The following is a 17,937-nucleotide window of genomic DNA, read 5'->3' on the forward strand; positions in this document are numbered from 1 at the left end:
ATCAGATTTTGTATAGAGCAGCTATTCCAAACTTATTTACGCTCGGAAATTTATATAGCGGATTTTTATCAATCGGCTATGCATCTTTAGGATATTATAAATCAGCTGCTATTTTAGTACTTATCGGGATGATGTTAGATAGTCTTGATGGTCGTGTTGCTCGTTTATTACGTGTTGATTCACAAATGGGAAAAGAGCTCGACTCGCTTGCAGATGTCGTAACATTTGGTGCAGCACCAGCTGTTTTAATGTATTACACATCTTTCTCAAACTACGGAATCATCGGATTATACATAGCGGGATTATTCCCTCTTTTCGGAGCATATCGTTTAGCACGATTTAATGTAACACCATCTTCTACTTCAATGAAATATTTCACTGGAGTACCGATTACAGCAGCGGGAGGGCTTGTTGCTTTCTTAACATTATTTTCACATACCATTCCAAAAATCGTTCTTATTACCGTATTTGTAACGTTCGCATTTTTAATGGTGAGCCGCATTCGTATCCCAAGTTTAAAAGATGTACCAATTCCACGATATAGCATCATTATTACACTATTTTTAGTTGGAATCATTATTACAATGTATCAAACAGGATTTGGAAATTTTTCTGTTTTCTTATTTATTGCCATTCCACTATATATTTTGTACATGTTATCTCAATTCATTAGACAAAGACCGTCTAAAAAAGCAAATAAAGAAAAATAAGAAAACCTTCCGAGTCCGGAAGGTTTCTTTTTATTTTGTAACTAATACCTTTTGATTTACAGGTGTTACTGGCTCTTCGCCGTTTAATACAGCTAAAATATTTCTGACAGCCATTTCAGCCATCGCATCACGAGTTTCAAATGTTGCATTCCCTACGTGTGGAGCAAGTACTACATTCTTTAATTCTTTTAACTCTTCTGTAATTTTCGGTTCAAATTCAAACACGTCAAGAGCTGCTCCTTCAATTTCATTCGTTTTTAATGCATGAGCAAGTGCTGCTTCATTCATAATTGGTCCACGTGAAGCATTTACAATATACGCTGTTTTCTTCATCATTTTAAACTGCTCTTCATCAATCATATGATGTAAATTTGGATTATAAGCACAGTTAATTGTAATAAAGTCTGCTGTTTGTAATAATTCTTCCAACATCACATACGTTGCCCCCAGCTCACTTTCAGCTTCAAGCTTACGATTTGGCCCTGTATATAAAACATCCATTCCAAATGCTTTCGCACGTTTTGCAACAGCCTTCCCGATTTCTCCAAGACCTATAATTCCGATTGCCTTACCATGAACTTCTCGTCCTAAGAAAAATAACGGTGCCCATCCGTTAAATCCAGTCGTACGACATAACGTATCCCCTTCAGGAATTCTACGCGCCGCTGCTAAAAGAAGTGCAAATGTTAATTCTGCAGTCGCTTCCGTTGATACTTTCGGTGTATTCGTAACTGCAATTCCTTTTTCGCCCGCATACTTGTAATCAATATTGTCGTAACCAGCACCATAGTTTGCAACAATCTTTAAATGAGGCGCTGCATCAATAACTTCTTTTGGCACCTTTGTCGAAAGTAAACTTAACAATGCATCTTTATCTTTTACACGCTCTGTTAATTCATCTATAGAAATTAACTCCTCTTTATCGTACATTTCTACATCATGATCTTTTAATAGTTCTAATCCAATTTCCGGAATTTTTCCCGCTACTAATATTTTTGCCACTACTAACACCTCTTCTATAGAAAATAAGATATCTCTTATATTTCATTGTAAGAAATCCACATATAAAAACCAAGGAATTTGATTATAGTTTTAAAAATCGACACTTTTCCATGAAAAAAGAGGAGATGCAACTCTCCCCTTTTCTTACGCTTTTTCCTGCGATTCTTTTCCAAGCTTCACATCAATCGTTCCTTCTGCAACCGTATCGCTAATTTGCTCCTCAATAACCGATTGAGATTCAGCATTCGTTTCAGAAGTATAAGCTTGTTGCTGTGCACCTTGTACATTTTGTTTATTTTGTTGTTTCGCCATTTCTTACCCTCCTTTTCATTCTTTCTTATTTTGAACAAAAAGGACGATTTTCATCAAAAAATTGCGTTTCATTTTGAATTTGTTACTTCTTCTTCAAGCGACCTCATTACTCTTGCTCGCTTCGTAAATGTTGCAACCTGAGTAACACCGTGAGCTAGTAATGTTTGTACATTTTCTTGTACATAATTCCCTAAATCATTTGGATAATGGGCATCCGAAGAAATCGTAATTGGAACACCATACTTAGCTAATACTTGTAAATATAGTGGACTTGGGCACATTTCACGAACAGGATAACGATAGTATAATCCTGCATTTATTTCTGTTGCCGTATTCGTTTCTACTAACGCACAGGCAATTTCCTCATAATAAGAAAGCTGTTCATTCTCATCCAATCGATAATTAAATACCTTTATATTATCAAGATGAGCGATAATATCAAATAACTCGGTACGAATCGCACTCTCAACTGTTTTAAAAAACATATCATATAATGCGCGTAGGTCATGCTTCTCAAAATATTCTTTCGTATCTGGATTATCAAATCCCCAGCCATTTAGAAAATGAACGGAACCAATTATATAATCAAAGTCTCCTAGCGCTAATAATTCTTTTAACTCTCCTTCACAACCAATAAAATAATCCGCTTCAATTCCAAGTTTAAGTGTGACACCTCTTTTACTCCATCGTTCTTTCGCCTCTTCAATGACCTTTGTAAAATCATACAGTGAAACTACCCTTACTTGATCTAACCATTCCTTCTGTATACGACCGAGCTTAGAATCACTAATATCTACATATTTTTCATAATATCCTTTCGCTTCATGAAAACGATATAAATGATCAACAATCCCAACTTCTGTTATACCTTTTCGCACAGCTTCTTCTAAATAGAGGTCCATCCATTCTGTTGTAAATGGCCCTTCCTTCACACGCTTTTGCAAACGCTCTTGTGTTTTCATAAGCCAATCAATAGAATGCCTTTCTTGAAGCGGTTCATAACGTTCCAGCGCTTCATTTATTTTAGCAAGCCATCCTATTGAATACGGTCCTTCTTCTAAGTGAAGATGATAATCTACTTTCATATACATTCCCCCTTATAATGTATCTATTTCCCTTCTATCCCCAACTCTCGAAAGCTTTCCATTTCGTTCTTTCACCTCCCGCATGACATCTTCCAATGTAATATTTTTTTCAGCTAATAAAACGAAACAGTGATAAAATACATCAACCATTTCTTTCACTACTTCTTCTTTATCATTATTTTTACATGCGATAATTACTTCAGCACACTCTTCACCAATTTTCTTTAAAATTTTATCTTCTCCTTTTGAAAATAAATAATTTGTATACGATTCAGGAAGTGGGCTTTCCTTTCGTTCTTCAATTGTTTTATACAGCAACTTAAAGGCATTTTCCATATGTATCCCCCTATATAATTTGATAGTGAAAACATGTCTTCTCTCCCGTATGACAAGCAGGTCCTACTTGTTTCACATTCACAACAATTGAATCTTGATCACAATCTAAATATAAAGATTGCACATATTGAAGATTCCCTGATGTTTCCCCCTTATTCCATAACGACTGCCTAGAACGAGAATAAAACCATGTTCTTTTCGTCTCTAACGTTTTTTCATATGCTTCTTCATTCATATAAGCTAGCATTAAAACTTCTTTCGTACCTTCTTCGATGACAATTGCTGGTATTAATCCTTTTGAAAAATTAGGTTTCATAACCGCACCTCAACATTTGCATCTCTTAATTTTCGCTTTACACTCTGCACTGTCGCCTCACCATAATGAAAGATGGATGCCGCTAACGCTGCATCAACTGTTGTCTTTTGAAAAACTTCTATAATGTGATCCGTATGACCACAGCCCCCTGATGCGATGACTGGAATGGAAACACTTTTTGAAATTTCTTCTGTTAAACGAAGGTCATATCCGCTTTTCGTTCCATCTGCATCCATACTCGTTAACAAAATTTCACCTGCCCCAAGTTTAACAACACGCTTCGCCCATTCTATGGCATCCATTCCTGTGTCAACTCTTCCGCCGTTGACGTATACGTTCCATTTACCTTCTGCTACTTTTCTAGCATCAATTGCCACGACAATACATTGTGATCCAAAGTGTTCTGTCCCTTCTTCTATAAGCTTCGGGTTTCGCACTGCCGCTGAGTTTATTGAAACTTTGTCTGCTCCAGCTCTTAGTAAATTGTACATATCTTTCACACTTGAAATCCCCCCGCCAACCGTAAGAGGAATAAATACTTTAGCTGCTGTTTTTTCTACAACATCTATAATCGTTTTTCTTCCTTCATGAGTCGCTGTAATATCTAAAAATACGATTTCATCTGCCCCTGCCTCGTTATATGCTTCAGCTATTTCAACCGGATCACCGACATCTTGTAATCCTATAAAATTTACACCCTTTACGACTCGCCCTTCTTTCACATCTAGACATGGAATGATTCGTTTCGCTAACATAACTTCGTTACCTGTAACACTTCTTCTAAATCAATCGTTTTCTCGTAAAGCGCCTTTCCAATTATGACACCATATATATTCATATCATTTAACTTTTTCACATCTTGAATAGATGCCACTCCTCCAGAGGCGATGAGACGAATGCCCACACTTTTTTGAAGTATCGCTAATTGTTCAAAATTTGGACCTGCAAGCGTCCCGTCTTTCGAAATGTCTGTAAACACAATCGTTTGAACACCTAAACTTTCCATTTGTTTCGCTAAACTAACGTAAGAAATTTCAGACAGATCAAGCCAACCTCTCGTTGCTACGAAACCATTTTTCGCATCAATTCCAACAATGATTTTCTCTTTATATAGACGAACTGCTTCCTCTAAAAATGACTTATCATAAAGAGCTGCTGTTCCTAAAATCACTTTTTCTACACCTGCTGACAATAACTTCTCCACCGTTACAAGTGAACGAATTCCTCCTCCCACTTGCACAGGAATACGTACCGCCTTGCAGATTTTTTCAATGACGGGCAAATTTAACGACTCGCCAGCAATTGCACCGTCTAAATCAACAATGTGTAGTATTTCCGCTCCAAGCTTTTCAAATATGATCGCCTGCGCTACCGGATCTTCATTCATCACCGTTTCTTTACTAAACTCTCCTTGATAAAGTCTAACGCATCGCCCTTCTTTTAAATCGATAGCTGGGAAGATTTCCATGCTTCTACCACTCCTTGAAAATTTTTTAATATTTGCATGCCAATTTCGCCACTTTTTTCTGGATGAAACTGTGCACCAAATACATTTCCTTTCGCGACAAACCCTGGTATTTGCATTCCATAATCACTTACTCCGCATACAATTTCATCTGGACAATCCGCGTAATATGAGTGAACATAATACACGAAAGAACCATCCACTAATCCATTCCAAAGCGGAAATTCTCTTTCCTTCCTTAATTCATTCCATCCCATATGAGGAATTTTATACGAAACTTTTAACTTCCGAATTTCACCTGGTAGTAAACCTAACCCGCTACAATCTTTTAGTTCCTCACTTCGTTCAAATAAAAGTTGCATGCCCAAACATATACCGAGGAGTGGTTTTCCTATGTCACAAACTTCTTTTAGTACACACACTAAATCTCTTTCTTTTAATACTTCCATCGCTTTCGGAAATGCACCTACTCCCGGTAGAATCACGCCATCGCTTCTCAATATCTCTTCTTTATCACTCGTTACAATGTACTCTGCGCCAGTATATTTTAATGCTTGCTCTACACTGCGAATATTCCCCATTCCATAATCTATAATGGCAATCAATTACAACATCCCTTTCGTTGAATTTACACCAGTAATGTTGGCATTTTTTTCGACCGCTTCTCTAAGCGCTCTACCAAAAGCTTTAAATAATGCTTCAATTTTGTGATGTGTATTACTTCCGTATAGAACGCGCGCATGTAATGTAATATTGGCAGCATGTGCAACTGCTCTAAAAAATTCTTCCGTCAATTCTGTATCAAAATCCCCGAGCTTCGGATTTGTTAATTCCCCTTGAAATACACAATATGAGCGTCCACTTATATCAATTGCAACAAATCCTAAAGATTCATCCATCGGTACATACGCGGAACCGTAACGATTAATTCCTTCTTTATTTTGCAATGCTTCTTTCAAGCAATTTCCGAGTACAATTCCAACATCTTCAACGGTGTGATGTGCATCGACAAATACATCACCTTCTGCCTCAACTTGCAATCCAAATCTTCCATGTCTAGCAAATAAAGTCAGCATATGATCGAAAAAACCAACCCCCGTTTGAATAGATACACTCGTACTTTCATCAAGCTGCAAACTTAATTTAATTTTTGTTTCTGTCGTCTCACGTGCTTGACTGGACTGACGCATTATTTTTCCTCCTCAAACCTTATTTGGATTGCTCTCGCATGTGCATGTAACCCTTCTTTATTTGCAAGCTCTACAATATGATGCTGTACATTTTTTAATGCTTCCTCTGTATAAGAAATAAAACTTGATTTTTTCACGAAATCATCGACTGATAACGGAGAAAAAAATCTTGCCGTTCCGCTCGTTGGTAATACATGATTCGGTCCCGCCAAATAATCCCCGAGCGGTTCAGGTGCATATGGCCCAAGGAAAATAGAGCCTGCATGTTTCACATAATCTAGAGCATTCATCGGTTCTTTTATATGTAACTCTAAATGTTCTGGAGCAATTTCATTTGATAACTTTAGTGCCTCCTCTAAAGAAGCAACGATAAAGATGGCTCCATTTCTATTTATTGATTCACGTGCAATTTCACTTCTTGGTAACGTTTCTAACTGTCTTTCTACCTCTTTTTCTACTTCTTTAGCTAGTTCCATATTCGTTGTAATACAAATCGCCGTTGCTCTCTCATCATGCTCTGCTTGCGATAATAAATCCGCTGCGATATATTTTGCATTACCTGTTTCATCCGCGACAACTACAATTTCTGATGGACCAGCAATCATATCGATATTTACTATCCCGTATACTTCTCGTTTCGCTAGAGCGACGTACAAATTTCCCGGTCCAACTATTTTATCCACTTTCGGAATCGATTCCGTCCCGTATGCTAAAGCAGCAATTGCTTGTGCGCCACCTATCGTATAAATTTCATCTACTCCCGCAAGATTTGCAGCAGCTACTATATGAGGATCAATTCCCCCTTTCCTCGGCGGTGTTACCATTACAATTTTTTTCACACCTGCAAGTTTCGCCGGCAATACATTCATTAATACTGAAGAAGGATATGAAGCTGTCCCACCTGGTACATATACACCTACATTTTCTAATGGCCGAATAAGCTGCCCTCTAATTATGCCTTTACTTTCACAATCGAAGATTGAATACTTCTTTTGTTTTTCGTGATACGAAACAATGTTTTTCTTCGCCTCTTTTAAAGCTTCTAAAAATGAATTCTCTACAAACATACTCGCTTGCTGTATTTCTTCTTCACTTACACGAAAATCTTTCATCTCTACACCATCAAACTTTTTTGTATAGAAAGATAAAGCCTCATCATTTCCTTCCCTTACATGTCTAATGATTTCTCTTACACTTCTTTGAACAGTTTCTTCTATTATATTAGCGTTTTCTCTTAGCACTTTTATTTTAGATAATGCCTCCTTAAAGTCTTCATAAATGATTTCCATTTTAAATCCTCCTATTTCCCTGATAAGATTTCTTGCTCCATCATATTTATAATGCTGAATATTTCGTCTTTTTTAGTTTTTAAGGCTGCCTTATTTACAATCATCCGAGCCGATATAAAGTACATTTCCTCAAATACAATGAGTCCATTCTCTTGTAATGTTTTTCCTGTTTCAACAATATCTACAATCGCATCTGCCAATCCAAGAAGAGGAGCGATTTCTACAGAACCTTCTATTTTAATAATTTCTACATCCTCTCCCTTATCATGAAAATAAGTAGAAGTAATATGTGGGTATTTCGTAGCGATTCTTTTCTTCCGGTAACTCTTCGGATTATACGTAGGAATAGAAGCAACACAAAACTTACAAATCCCCACTCCTAAATCCAGCATTTCATAAATATCTTTCTCGTTTTCCATTAAAATATCTTTTCCAACGATGCCAATATCAGCTACCCCATGTTCTACATAAGTAGCAACATCAACCGCTTTTACTAAAATAAATGAAATATTTGTATTTTTACTTTGAAATACAAGCTTCCGACCTTTATTTTTGAGCTCGGAACAATCAATTCCAATCTGCTCAAAAAGTGGAATGACATGTTTTTCTAATCTTCCTTTCGTTAACGCAATTTGAATGTTACGCATGAAGCCTCTCCTTCTTTCTGGACTACCCATTTCTCATTCCATACATATTCCACTAAATATTCATTCTTTGCCTCAACAACCGTTCCTATTTTATTTTTTCTTGCAAATTGAAAGGTATCGCTTAAATTAGAGAATAGAGATAACCAAGCATTCTTCCCATCCTTTCGAAGTAAATTTCGTAACCTTTCTGCTTCCGCTAATCTATTTAACTCATAATGAATCACAATATCAATTTGATTTCGTTCATATGGTTCTTGCTGCTCTTGCAGCGCCTTCACAATTTGATTTACTTGTACCGCGAGTCCAACAGCTGGCAGCATTTCTCCAAAATTGCCAATTAGCTCATCGTATCTTCCGCCACTAACGATTTCTTCTCCAATTTCATATATATATCCTTTGAAAATAACACCCGTATAGTAATCTAAGTGTTGAATCATGCCCAAATCAATTGATATGTAAGAACCATATCCTAACGTTTCAATTGTTTCATACATTTCTTTTATTCTTGCAATTGCCATTTTCATTTCATTACTTGAAGCAAGCTTTTCTGCTTCCTCAATAACTTCTAAATTTCCAAATAGCCTTGGCAATTTCTCAAGTAACCTTACTGTCTCATCGCATCGATTTAATTTCTTTTCTCCGATAAAATTTGAGAGGGCTGCATAATTTTTACTTTCTATATACGTTCTAAGTACCCTTTCTTCTTCATCATGGATGGAGAGTTTTTTTACAATACATTTATATAACTGTACTTGCCCAATCTCAATTGTAAAAGATTGCACCTTCAACTTTTGAAGTGCTTGAATGACACTTATTACACATTCAATTTCAGCTCTTACATTATCAATCCCGATAACTTCAATACCACTTTGTACGATTTCATTATATTTTCCAGAATGGGATTCATTCGCTCGAAATACATTCCCGCTATACGTCACTTTAAGTGGCGTATCCCATCTCTGTGTTCCAATAACTCTCGCTAAAGGAATTGTCATATCTGGACGTAAAACGATAATCCTTCCCTTTTCATCAAAAAATTTATACATCTTCTCTTCATCTATCGGTCTATTTTGAAATGCAAAAACATCATAAAATTCAATTGTAGGTGTTCTTATTTCCTCATAACCTCTCTCTAAAAAAGTAAGCCTTAATTTCTGTTCTACTTCTTCAATTAACGTACATTCTTCGAATAAATAATCTCTCGTTCCATTCGGGTTTGCTCGTTTCCATTTTGTCATCTAAATTTTCACACCTTTCCCCTTCTAATGTATGCCTATTTCATTCCCCTAAGCCGAAAATAAAAAGAGCCTTGTAGACAAAATACCTACAAGGCTCTTCAGTAGAGTGTAGGTACAACGGGAATAACCCTTGTACCTACACGTTTTCACGCTAGGTTCAAGGGTTTCATGTATGATGATGTAGTTGTGTAAGCATTGTAATAGATTGCACGATATTCATAATACTTACTCCCTTTCTCCTCTGATTTTCACATAGTATATAACAGTTAATTTTGAATGTAAATACATTTTTAATATTCCGTCACTTTTTTAATGTAAAGCCACTTTTCTTTCATACTCTTTTATTTCTTGTTCATATTGCATTGTAATACTAATTTCATCTAAACCATTTAATAACTTCTCTTTCCACATTTTCTCGATTGTAAAATGGAATCTATGCGTATTCGTTGTCATTATTTCATTTTCTAAATCAACTGTAATTTGTTCCCTCGCATCTGTTTTAGCAAGTTGTTCACGCATATCTTTATCCATTACAATCGGTAACATGCCATTCTTCATACAATTCATATAAAAGATATCGGCAAATCCTCCAGCGATAATAACGCGGAAACCATAATCAGCAAGCGCCCATGGAGCATGTTCTCTTGACGAGCCACATCCAAAATTATCACCTGTGATTAATATACTGGCTCCTTTTCTTTCTTGTGCATTAAGCGGGAAATTAGGGTTTTCTTGGCGATTATTATCATATCGCCACTCATCAAATAAAAACTTCCCAAACCCAGTTCTTTCAATTCTCTTTAAATATTGCTTCGGAATAATTTGATCTGTATCAATGTTATCATTCATCAGTACTGCGGCAGTACCTTTATGAATACGAAATGGCTCCATCATAACTCTCCTTTCTAATATCAACAAAATGACCATATAACGCAGCCGCTGCCGCCATTGCCGGGCTAACTAAATGCGTTCGTGCTCCCTTTCCTTGTCTTCCTTCAAAATTGCGATTTGACGTAGAGGCACAATGTTCCCCTTCAGGCACTTGATCTGGATTCATACCTAGACACATTGAGCATCCGGGCTCTCTCCATTCAAATCCAGCTTCTTCAAATATGCGATGTAATCCTTTATGCATCGCTGCTTCTCTTACCCTTTGAGATCCAGGTACAACAAGTGCTCGCACACCTTCTTTTACTTTTTTACCTTTCACGACAGATGCAGCAATTTCTAAGTCAGAAAGCCTGGAATTTGTACAAGATCCAATGAAAACATGTTGAACTGGAATGTCATACGTACTTTGTCCGGGACTCAATCCCATATAAGAAAACGCTCTTTCGTCATTTGCATCATGCTTTTCTGGCAATTTCTCATCGATCCGAACGCCCATACTAGGATTTGTTCCCCACGTAACGTACGGCGCTAAATCCGTAACATCTACTAGAATATGTAAATCATAAACTGCATCTAAATCTGTATAAAGTTCTGACCATTTTTTCTTAATAGATTCATAGTCTTTCGGTGCATATTTACGCCCTTTTACGTAAGCAACCGTTTTTTCATCTGGTGCAATAATGCCAGCCTTTGCTCCCCCTTCAATTGCCATATTGCAAAGCGTCATCCTCTCTTCCATATCCATAGCATGAATGGCCTCTCCGTAAAATTCCATTACGTAACCTGTTCCAACTGCTACTCCGTACTTTGAAAGAAGGTGTAAAATAATATCTTTCGCATAAACACCTTGCGGTAACTTTCCTTTTAACTCAATGCCCATTGCTTTCGGCTTTCGTTGCCATAACGTTTGCGTCGCCAATACATGTTCCACTTCACTCGTACCAATACCAAACGCTAGTGCGCCAAAAGCACCGTGTGTTGCTGTATGACTATCACCACAAACAATCGTTTTTCCTGGCTGTGTGAGTCCAAGTTCTGGTCCTATTACATGAACGATCCCTTGCTCTTCATCTCCGATATCCGCTAATGGCACCTGAAATTGTTTACAGTTTTCCCGAAGTGTATCTAGTTGCTGCTTCGCAATGCGGTCGGTAATATTCCAAACATCTTTCGTTGGAATATTATGATCCATCGTTGCAAATGTTAAATCTGGTCTGCGGACTGTTCGATTTGTAAGCCGCAAGCCTTCAAAGGCTTGCGGTGACGTTACTTCATGAACAAGATGTAGATCGATATATAATAAATCCAATCCATTTTCATTAGTCGCAACTACATGTCTTTCCCAAAGCTTATCTAGTAACCTTTTCCCCATTATCTTCCTCTCCCTACTAACGCTTGCTCTTCCATTTCTTGAATAACTGCCTTTGTAAATGAAGTTGTCGTTTCAGTCCCCCCGATATCTGCTGTACATTTTCCTGATTTAAGGACTGCAGAAACTGCTTCTTCAATTGAATATCCTTCTCTCGTTAATCCGAACGATTGCCCAAGCATCATTGCAACAGAACGCATCATCGCAATTGGATTCGCCTTATTTTTCCCCGCAATATCCGGTGCTGATCCGTGAATAGGCTCGTATAATGAAGGCCCCTTTTCAGCGTGACTTGCTGATGGAAGCATTCCTAATGATCCAGCTAATACTGAAGCCTCATCACTTAAAATATCACCAAATAAATTTTCCGTTACAATAACGTCAAATCTTCCTGGATTCCGAATTAATTCCATAGCTGCTGCATCTACTAAAATGTGTTCTACTTCCACATTTGGGTAGCGAAGTGCTACTTCTTCTGTCACAGTTCTCCATAATTTACTAGACTCTAAAACATTCGCTTTATCAATAGATGTTACTTTTTTCTTCCGCTTATTCGCTAATTGAAAAGCATACGAAACGATACGTTCAATTTCATGGCGATGATACGTAAGTGTATCTGTCGCCACTTCTTCCGTTCGCTCTTTCGGATAAGAAAAATAAATTCCGCCTGTTAATTCACGAACGACAACGAAATCAATTTCATCAGCGTTTTTTAATGGTGATAAATGTGCAGTTGCACTTTCTACCGTTACAGGGCGAACATTCGCAAATACACCAAGTCCTTTTCTTAATGCTAATAATCCTTTCTCAGGCCTTTCTTTCGCACTATCCCACCTTGGTCCACCTACTGCTCCAAGTAAAACCGCATCACTCGCTAAACAGGCGGCAAGTGTTCGCTGTGGTAATGGTTGCCCAGTTAAATCGATAGCAACACCACCAAAGTACTCATCTTGCAAATGAAAATGATGTCCATATAGCCTTTCTACCATATGCAATACTTCCTTCGCACTTTCCATTACTTCTGGACCAACACCATCACCAGCTAAACAAACGATACGTTTTTCCATTTTTAACACTCCTTTTAACTGAATTTTCAGAACTTTAATTTAATAGGTGAGGAAAGCTTCTCTCACCTATCAAATATTTATTTCACAAGCGCTATAAGAGATTTTAATTTCCCTGCTGCATGGACATAAGCTCTCGCCGACGCTTCCAATACGTCTTGCGCAACTCCGAAACCTGATATTTGGTGACTACCTTCTTTTAATTCAACATGAACGTGAGCAAGTGCATCTTGACCTTGTGTAATAGATTGTATGCGATAATCTGCCAATTCACATTCTAATCCTAAAATTCTTTGAATCGCATTGTATATCGCTTCAATACTACCAGAACCAGTGGCTGCATCTTCATATACATTTCCTTCCTCATCCTTCAGCACAACTGTTGCGCATTGTGTACTATTTGATACGAAATGCACTTGTAATTGCGTAATGTTATATTGCTGAGCTGCAAATGCTGCTTCACCAAGCATAAGTGCGCGTAAATCTTCTTCAGTAATTTCCTTTTTACGATCAGCCAATTTTTTAAATGCTTCGAATGCCGCATCTCGCTCTTCATTTGTAAATTCATAACCAAGCTCTTTCATTTTTTCCGTAAACGCATGACGGCCAGAATGTTTCCCAAGTACAAAGAGATTTTGAGATTCTCCTATAAGCGCTGGTTCGATAATTTCATAAGTTGTTACTTCTTTTAAAACCCCGTCTTGGTGAATGCCCGATTCATGAGCAAATGCATTCGCTCCAACGATTGCTTTATTTTTCGGTACAACCATACCCGTTAACCTGCTTACTAATATACTCGTCGCCTTAATTTCTTTTAAAGTCATTGAAGGCTCTGCTTTATAAAAATCTTTTCTAATATGAAGAGCTACCGCAACTTCTTCTAACGCTGCATTCCCTGCTCTTTCTCCAATGCCATTAATCGTTCCTTCTACTTGCAATGCTCCTCCTTCAACCGCAGCTAACGAATTTGCTACTGCCATACCAAGATCATCGTGACAATGACAAGAAAAAATCGCTTTTTCATATGATGGAACGGATTCTTGTAAGTATTTAAAAAGAGAATAATACTCTTCTGGATTCGTATATCCAACTGTATCCGGAATATTAATTACATTCGCTCCTGCTCGAATTGCAATTTCTACTGCTTCAGCTAAAAATGTTCTCGATGTTCTTGTCGCATCTTCTGCAGAAAATTGTACTGTCGGAAATAATGATTTTCCAAGCGTAACCGAGCGATGAATACTATTTAACACATCTTCTTTTGACATACAAAGTTTATATTTCATATGAATATCACTCGTAGCTAAAAATACGTGTAGACGAGGAGATACAGCACCTTTCACAGCTTCATATGCTCTTCGAATGTCACTTTCTTTCGCTCTAGCTAAACTCATAACCGTAGCATTTTGAATTGTATTCGCAATACGTTTTACCGATTGAAAGTCACCTTCGGAAGCTGCTGCAAAGCCAGCTTCCATGACATTAACCCCTAGTCTCTCTAATTGCCTAGCAATTTGTAATTTCTCTTGTTCATTTAAATTTACTCCTGGTGATTGTTCGCCATCACGAAGCGTTGTATCCATGAACAAAACCTGCTTCATATTATTTAACCCCTACCTTTACTCGCGGCTGTACGAAAGGCATCATTTCACGTAATTTACGTCCAACTACTTCGATTTCATGTTTATTCTCTTTCTCATTTGTCGCATGGAAATTTGGTCTTCCTGCTTTATGCTCTGCAATCCAGCCTCTTGCAAATGTACCATCTTGAATTTCTGCTAATACTGCCCCCATCGCTTTCTTCGTATCTTCAGTAACAACGCGTGGTCCTGATACGAAGTCTCCCCACTGCGCTGTATCTGAAACTGAATATCTCATATTTTCAAGTCCACCTTCGTACATAAGGTCAACGATTAGCTTCAGTTCATGTAAACATTCAAAATATGCAAGTTCAGGCTGATATCCTGCATCAACTAACGTTTCAAACCCTGCTTTTACAAGTGCAGTCACTCCGCCGCAGAGTACAGCTTGCTCTCCAAATAAATCTGTTTCTGTTTCTTCTTTAAACGTCGTTTCTAGTACACCAGCTCTCGTTGCTCCAATTCCGTCAGCATAAGAAAGTGCTTTTTCAGTCGCAACTCCTGTTGCATCTTGATATACTGCAAATAATGCAGGAACAGCCCCGCCCTCGGCGAACGTACGGCGTACGAGATGCCCCGGTCCTTTTGGCGCTACTAGAAATACATCTACATTAGCTGGTGGTTTTACTTGATCAAAGTGAACATTAAATCCATGTGCGAACACGAGAGAGTTTCCAGCCTGTAAATTTGGTGCAATTTCAGCTTCATATACTTCTGGTTGTAATTCATCAGGCAGTAGAATCATTACTACATCAGCTTTTTTCGCTGCTTCTGCTACTGTATATACAGAAAATCCATCTTCATTCGCTTTATTCCAAGACTTACCTTTTCTTAAACCTACTACTACATCAAATCCGTTATCACGTAAATTTTGCGCATGTGCATGACCTTGCGAGCCATATCCGATGATTGCTACTTTCTTTTCCTTTAATACATTTACTGTTACATCTTTCTCATAATAAACTTTTGCCATTTTCATTTCCCCCTATATTTAAATGATTATTGAATTAACATAACTTGCTTATCTTGTTTTTTCATACTACGTGTAAATGCTGTTACACCTGTTCTAGCAATTTCTTTCAAACCGTATGGACGAAGTAATTCAATTAACGCTTCTACTTTATCTTGCGTACCTGTTACTTGCACAACTATGGAATCCTTCCCAACATCTATTACAGCGGCTCGAAACGGTTCAATTAAACTATATAATTCTGCCCTCGCTACAGAAGTTGCTACTTTAATAAGAGCAAGCTCTCTAGCAATCATCGCTTCTTCTGTAATATCTGATACTTTCAGTACATCAATTTGCTTATGCAGTTGTTTAATTAACTGCTCCACTTGCTGTTCACTTTCAACGTGTACAACAATCGTCATTCGCGATATATCTGATGATTCTGTATGACCTACTGAAATACTTTCAATATTAAAATGTCTTCGTGTCATAACCCCTGTAATTCTGTTTAAAACACCACTTTGATTTCGAACTGTCGCTGTAACAATTCTCTTCACCCTTTTTCCACTCCCTCCATTTGGTGAACACCTTTTCCCGGCGCAACCATCGGCATAACCTTCTCTGATTGAAGTACACGACAATCAATTACGACTGGCTCTTGTAATTCAATAGCATGCTGGATTTGCTTCTTTGCAAGAAGTGGATCGTCAATACGAACACCTTTTATGCCATATGCATTCGCAAGAGCGACGAAATCTGGTTGGCATGGTAATAAAGAATGTGAATATCTTTGATTGTAAAATTCATCTTGCCATTGTCTTACCATTCCTAAAGCTTCATTATTTAAAATAAATACTTTAACGGGTAAAGCGTGTTCTTTTAATACACTTAATTCTTGTAGAGTCATTTGAAACCCAGCATCACCAACAATTGCAATAACTAATTCTTCAGGCTTTGCAATTTGCGCACCGATTGCTGCTGGAAACCCAAACCCCATCGTTCCTAATCCACCAGAAGTTACCCATTTATCTGGATTTTTCAGCGGATAATATTGGGCTGCCCACATTTGGTGTTGCCCAACGTCTGTTGTTACAATCGCTTCTCCCTTCGTAATTTCATATAACATATCAATTGCGTATTGGGGCTTAATACTTTCAGAATTTCTTTTATAAGAGAATGGATATTGTTCTTTTCTCCCCTTTAATAAAGTGATCCATTCATGATGATTTTCTTTTCCCCCTTCTGGTTCAAGTAATACTTCCAATGCCCGCTTAGCACTTGCAACAATAGGAATTTCAGTTGGCACATTTTTCCCGATTTCTGCTGGATCGATATCGATATGCGCAACAGTAGCCCCTTTAGCAAAATAAGCTAAATTCCCTGTAAGCCGATCATCAAATCTCGCGCCTATATTAATGAGTAAGTCACATTCATATAACGCCATATTAGCTGTATAAGAACCATGCATTCCTCCCATCCCTAGAAATAGTTCATCATCTGGTGGAAAACCACCAAGACCAAGTAATGTATGCACAACAGGGATTTCATATTTACGAGCAAAATTTGTCAATTCTTTCGAAGCTTTCGCATGCAATATACCCGCTCCAGCTAAAATTAACGGTTTTTTTGCAGTTTCAATTACTTTGAGTAATTTGTTTATTTGAAGTAGATTCGGTTCATAATTAGGGTTATATCCCGGTAAATCCATTTGTACATTGCTACATTGCTCACCTTTCTCGACTACCATATCTTTCGGAAGGTCAATAACGACTGGTCCTGGTCTTCCAGTTTTAGCAATATGAAATGCTTCTTTAATAATTCGAGGTAAATCTGAGGCCTTTCGTACTTGATAGTTATGTTTTGTCACTGGCATCGTAAGTCCCATAATATCTGCCTCTTGAAAAGCATCGCTCCCAATTAACGTTGTTGCTACTTGGCCTGTAAATACTACAAGTGGCAATGAATCAATCATCGCATCAGCTAGACCCGTAATTACATTTGTAGCACCTGGCCCACTCGTTGCAATTACAACCCCTGGATGCCCTGTAATTCTGGCATACCCTTCAGCAGCGTGAATTGCCCCTTGCTCATGCCTTGTTAAAATATGCGGAATTTCACAATCATACAATGCATCATAGAGAGGTAAAACGGCACCACCCGGATAACCGAAAATCACTTCTACGCCTTCCTTTTCTAGCGCTTCTAACAATAGCTGTGCACCAGTTGCCAGTTTCTCTTCCGTTTTTGAAGACATTGTTCTTATAAGCCCCCTTTTTCAAACTTTTATACAATAAAAAAATCCTACGTCCACACTCCAGCTATGTGCTGAAGGGACGAAAGATTTCGCGGTACCACCCTTCTTCGCAAGAATACTCTTGCCTCAGTGATCCATAAATGGATCTAGCTAATAACGGAGCTACCGTCTAAGCCT

At 37.8% G+C, this 17,937-nt stretch carries 20 protein-coding genes and 1 other annotated feature (1 of these 21 only partly in view); of the genes, 1 reads left to right on the forward strand and 19 read right to left on the reverse strand.

Features of this window, described 5'->3' with window-relative positions:
- Positions 1–8 precede the first annotated feature (8 nt).
- Entirely contained in the window at positions 9–710 is a 702-nt protein-coding gene (gene pssA, locus AU379_RS16595) for a CDP-diacylglycerol--serine O-phosphatidyltransferase (RefSeq protein WP_000285417.1), read from the forward strand.
- 30 nt (positions 711–740) lie between these two features.
- Here the strand turns inward: pssA and AU379_RS16600 are convergent, their stop codons facing one another.
- The 19 genes from AU379_RS16600 to ilvB form a co-directional block, all read right to left on the reverse strand.
- Positions 741–1,712, reverse strand: a complete 972-nt coding sequence (locus AU379_RS16600; RefSeq protein ID WP_061139498.1) for an NAD(P)-dependent oxidoreductase — start codon at positions 1,710–1,712, stop codon at positions 741–743.
- A 144-nt stretch (positions 1,713–1,856) separates the two neighbouring features.
- The gene (locus AU379_RS16605) at positions 1,857–2,024 is read right to left on the reverse strand and encodes a DUF4025 domain-containing protein (protein ID WP_001118880.1); all 168 of its coding nucleotides are present in this window, start codon (positions 2,022–2,024) and stop codon (positions 1,857–1,859) included.
- A 68-nt stretch (positions 2,025–2,092) separates the two neighbouring features.
- A complete protein-coding gene (locus tag AU379_RS16610) occupies positions 2,093–3,109 on the reverse strand; it encodes a histidinol phosphate phosphatase domain-containing protein (RefSeq protein WP_000861846.1) in 1,017 nt (338 codons plus the stop codon).
- A gap of 12 nt (positions 3,110–3,121) precedes the next feature.
- Positions 3,122–3,445, reverse strand: a complete 324-nt coding sequence (gene hisE, locus AU379_RS16615) for a phosphoribosyl-ATP diphosphatase (protein ID WP_000426357.1) — start codon at positions 3,443–3,445, stop codon at positions 3,122–3,124.
- Positions 3,446–3,455: 10 nt separating this feature from the next.
- Complete coding sequence (gene hisI, locus AU379_RS16620) at positions 3,456–3,761, reverse strand: phosphoribosyl-AMP cyclohydrolase (RefSeq protein WP_000803961.1); 306 nt, start codon at positions 3,759–3,761, stop codon at positions 3,456–3,458.
- Positions 3,758–4,516, reverse strand: a complete 759-nt coding sequence (gene hisF / locus AU379_RS16625) for an imidazoleglycerol phosphate synthase cyclase subunit (protein WP_000880110.1) — start codon at positions 4,514–4,516, stop codon at positions 3,758–3,760. Before hisF ends, hisI begins: the two co-directional genes overlap by 4 nt.
- Positions 4,510–5,229: a 1-(5-phosphoribosyl)-5-[(5-phosphoribosylamino)methylideneamino]imidazole-4-carboxamide isomerase gene (gene hisA / locus AU379_RS16630; protein WP_000402298.1), complete on the reverse strand. Its 720-nt coding sequence runs from the start codon at positions 5,227–5,229 to the stop codon at positions 4,510–4,512. Before hisA ends, hisF begins: the two co-directional genes overlap by 7 nt.
- Positions 5,202–5,831, reverse strand: a complete 630-nt coding sequence (gene hisH, locus AU379_RS16635) for an imidazole glycerol phosphate synthase subunit HisH (protein ID WP_000560362.1) — start codon at positions 5,829–5,831, stop codon at positions 5,202–5,204. Before hisH ends, hisA begins: the two co-directional genes overlap by 28 nt.
- Complete coding sequence (gene hisB, locus AU379_RS16640; RefSeq protein ID WP_001249951.1) at positions 5,832–6,416, reverse strand: imidazoleglycerol-phosphate dehydratase HisB; 585 nt, start codon at positions 6,414–6,416, stop codon at positions 5,832–5,834. It lies immediately after the preceding gene.
- Complete coding sequence (gene hisD, locus AU379_RS16645) at positions 6,416–7,705, reverse strand: histidinol dehydrogenase (protein ID WP_000402914.1); 1,290 nt, start codon at positions 7,703–7,705, stop codon at positions 6,416–6,418. The genes hisB and hisD overlap by 1 nt, the downstream gene beginning before the upstream one ends.
- Before the next feature lie 11 nt (positions 7,706–7,716).
- Entirely contained in the window at positions 7,717–8,352 is a 636-nt protein-coding gene (hisG, locus tag AU379_RS16650; RefSeq protein ID WP_001244487.1) for an ATP phosphoribosyltransferase, read from the reverse strand.
- A complete protein-coding gene (locus AU379_RS16655; protein ID WP_000170293.1) occupies positions 8,328–9,590 on the reverse strand; it encodes an ATP phosphoribosyltransferase regulatory subunit in 1,263 nt (420 codons plus the stop codon). Before AU379_RS16655 ends, hisG begins: the two co-directional genes overlap by 25 nt.
- A 309-nt stretch (positions 9,591–9,899) precedes the next feature.
- Complete coding sequence (gene leuD, locus AU379_RS16660) at positions 9,900–10,481, reverse strand: 3-isopropylmalate dehydratase small subunit (RefSeq protein WP_000433189.1); 582 nt, start codon at positions 10,479–10,481, stop codon at positions 9,900–9,902.
- On the reverse strand, positions 10,459–11,853 hold the full coding sequence (gene leuC, locus AU379_RS16665; RefSeq protein WP_000518102.1) for a 3-isopropylmalate dehydratase large subunit: 1,395 nt from the start codon (positions 11,851–11,853) through the stop codon (positions 10,459–10,461). Before leuC ends, leuD begins: the two co-directional genes overlap by 23 nt.
- Positions 11,853–12,917 (reverse strand): 3-isopropylmalate dehydrogenase, encoded by a 1,065-nt coding sequence (gene leuB / locus AU379_RS16670; protein ID WP_000415386.1) that lies wholly within the window; start codon positions 12,915–12,917, stop codon positions 11,853–11,855. The genes leuC and leuB overlap by 1 nt, the downstream gene beginning before the upstream one ends.
- A gap of 77 nt (positions 12,918–12,994) precedes the next feature.
- Positions 12,995–14,515, reverse strand: coding sequence for a 2-isopropylmalate synthase (gene leuA, locus AU379_RS16675; RefSeq protein ID WP_061139499.1), 1,521 nt, complete (start codon positions 14,513–14,515; stop codon positions 12,995–12,997).
- Position 14,516: 1 nt separating this feature from the next.
- Positions 14,517–15,527 carry a ketol-acid reductoisomerase gene (gene ilvC / locus AU379_RS16680; protein ID WP_001151749.1) on the reverse strand — a complete coding sequence of 337 codons (1,011 nt, stop codon included), beginning with the start codon at positions 15,525–15,527 and terminating at the stop codon, positions 14,517–14,519.
- Between the two features lie 26 nt (positions 15,528–15,553).
- On the reverse strand, positions 15,554–16,063 hold the full coding sequence (ilvN, locus tag AU379_RS16685; RefSeq protein WP_000822952.1) for an acetolactate synthase small subunit: 510 nt from the start codon (positions 16,061–16,063) through the stop codon (positions 15,554–15,556).
- Positions 16,060–17,760 (reverse strand): acetolactate synthase large subunit, encoded by a 1,701-nt coding sequence (gene ilvB, locus AU379_RS16690; protein WP_000095832.1) that lies wholly within the window; start codon positions 17,758–17,760, stop codon positions 16,060–16,062. Before ilvB ends, ilvN begins: the two co-directional genes overlap by 4 nt.
- Positions 17,761–17,832: 72 nt before the next feature.
- Positions 17,833–17,937: a binding site (T-box leader), on the reverse strand (it continues 123 nt past the right edge of the window).

The sequence above is a fragment of the Bacillus sp. JH7 genome (genome assembly GCF_001563515.1).
In the GTDB taxonomy this organism is placed as follows: Bacteria; Bacillota; Bacilli; order Bacillales; family Bacillaceae_G; genus Bacillus_A; species Bacillus_A cereus.

What these genes read in the sequence shown, in the direction of transcription:
- AU379_RS16605 (WP_001118880.1), bottom strand. Translation starts at nt 2,024, where the DNA reads ATGGCGAAACAACAAAATAAACAAAATGTACAAGGTGCACAGCAACAA.
- AU379_RS16610 (WP_000861846.1), bottom strand. Translation starts at nt 3,109, where the DNA reads ATGAAAGTAGATTATCATCTTCACTTAGAAGAAGGACCGTATTCAATA.
- hisE (WP_000426357.1), bottom strand. Translation starts at nt 3,445, where the DNA reads ATGGAAAATGCCTTTAAGTTGCTGTATAAAACAATTGAAGAACGAAAG.
- hisI (WP_000803961.1), bottom strand. Translation starts at nt 3,761, where the DNA reads ATGAAACCTAATTTTTCAAAAGGATTAATACCAGCAATTGTCATCGAA.
- hisF (WP_000880110.1), bottom strand. Translation starts at nt 4,516, where the DNA reads ATGTTAGCGAAACGAATCATTCCATGTCTAGATGTGAAAGAAGGGCGA.
- hisA (WP_000402298.1), bottom strand. Translation starts at nt 5,229, where the DNA reads ATGGAAATCTTCCCAGCTATCGATTTAAAAGAAGGGCGATGCGTTAGA.
- hisB (WP_001249951.1), bottom strand. Translation starts at nt 6,416, where the DNA reads ATGCGTCAGTCCAGTCAAGCACGTGAGACGACAGAAACAAAAATTAAA.
- hisD (WP_000402914.1), bottom strand. Translation starts at nt 7,705, where the DNA reads ATGGAAATCATTTATGAAGACTTTAAGGAGGCATTATCTAAAATAAAA.
- hisG (WP_001244487.1), bottom strand. Translation starts at nt 8,352, where the DNA reads ATGCGTAACATTCAAATTGCGTTAACGAAAGGAAGATTAGAAAAACAT.
- AU379_RS16655 (WP_000170293.1), bottom strand. Translation starts at nt 9,590, where the DNA reads ATGACAAAATGGAAACGAGCAAACCCGAATGGAACGAGAGATTATTTA.
- leuD (WP_000433189.1), bottom strand. Translation starts at nt 10,481, where the DNA reads ATGGAGCCATTTCGTATTCATAAAGGTACTGCCGCAGTACTGATGAAT.
- leuC (WP_000518102.1), bottom strand. Translation starts at nt 11,853, where the DNA reads ATGGGGAAAAGGTTACTAGATAAGCTTTGGGAAAGACATGTAGTTGCG.
- leuB (WP_000415386.1), bottom strand. Translation starts at nt 12,917, where the DNA reads ATGGAAAAACGTATCGTTTGTTTAGCTGGTGATGGTGTTGGTCCAGAA.
- leuA (WP_061139499.1), bottom strand. Translation starts at nt 14,515, where the DNA reads ATGAAGCAGGTTTTGTTCATGGATACAACGCTTCGTGATGGCGAACAA.
- ilvC (WP_001151749.1), bottom strand. Translation starts at nt 15,527, where the DNA reads ATGGCAAAAGTTTATTATGAGAAAGATGTAACAGTAAATGTATTAAAG.
- ilvB (WP_000095832.1), bottom strand. Translation starts at nt 17,760, where the DNA reads ATGTCTTCAAAAACGGAAGAGAAACTGGCAACTGGTGCACAGCTATTG.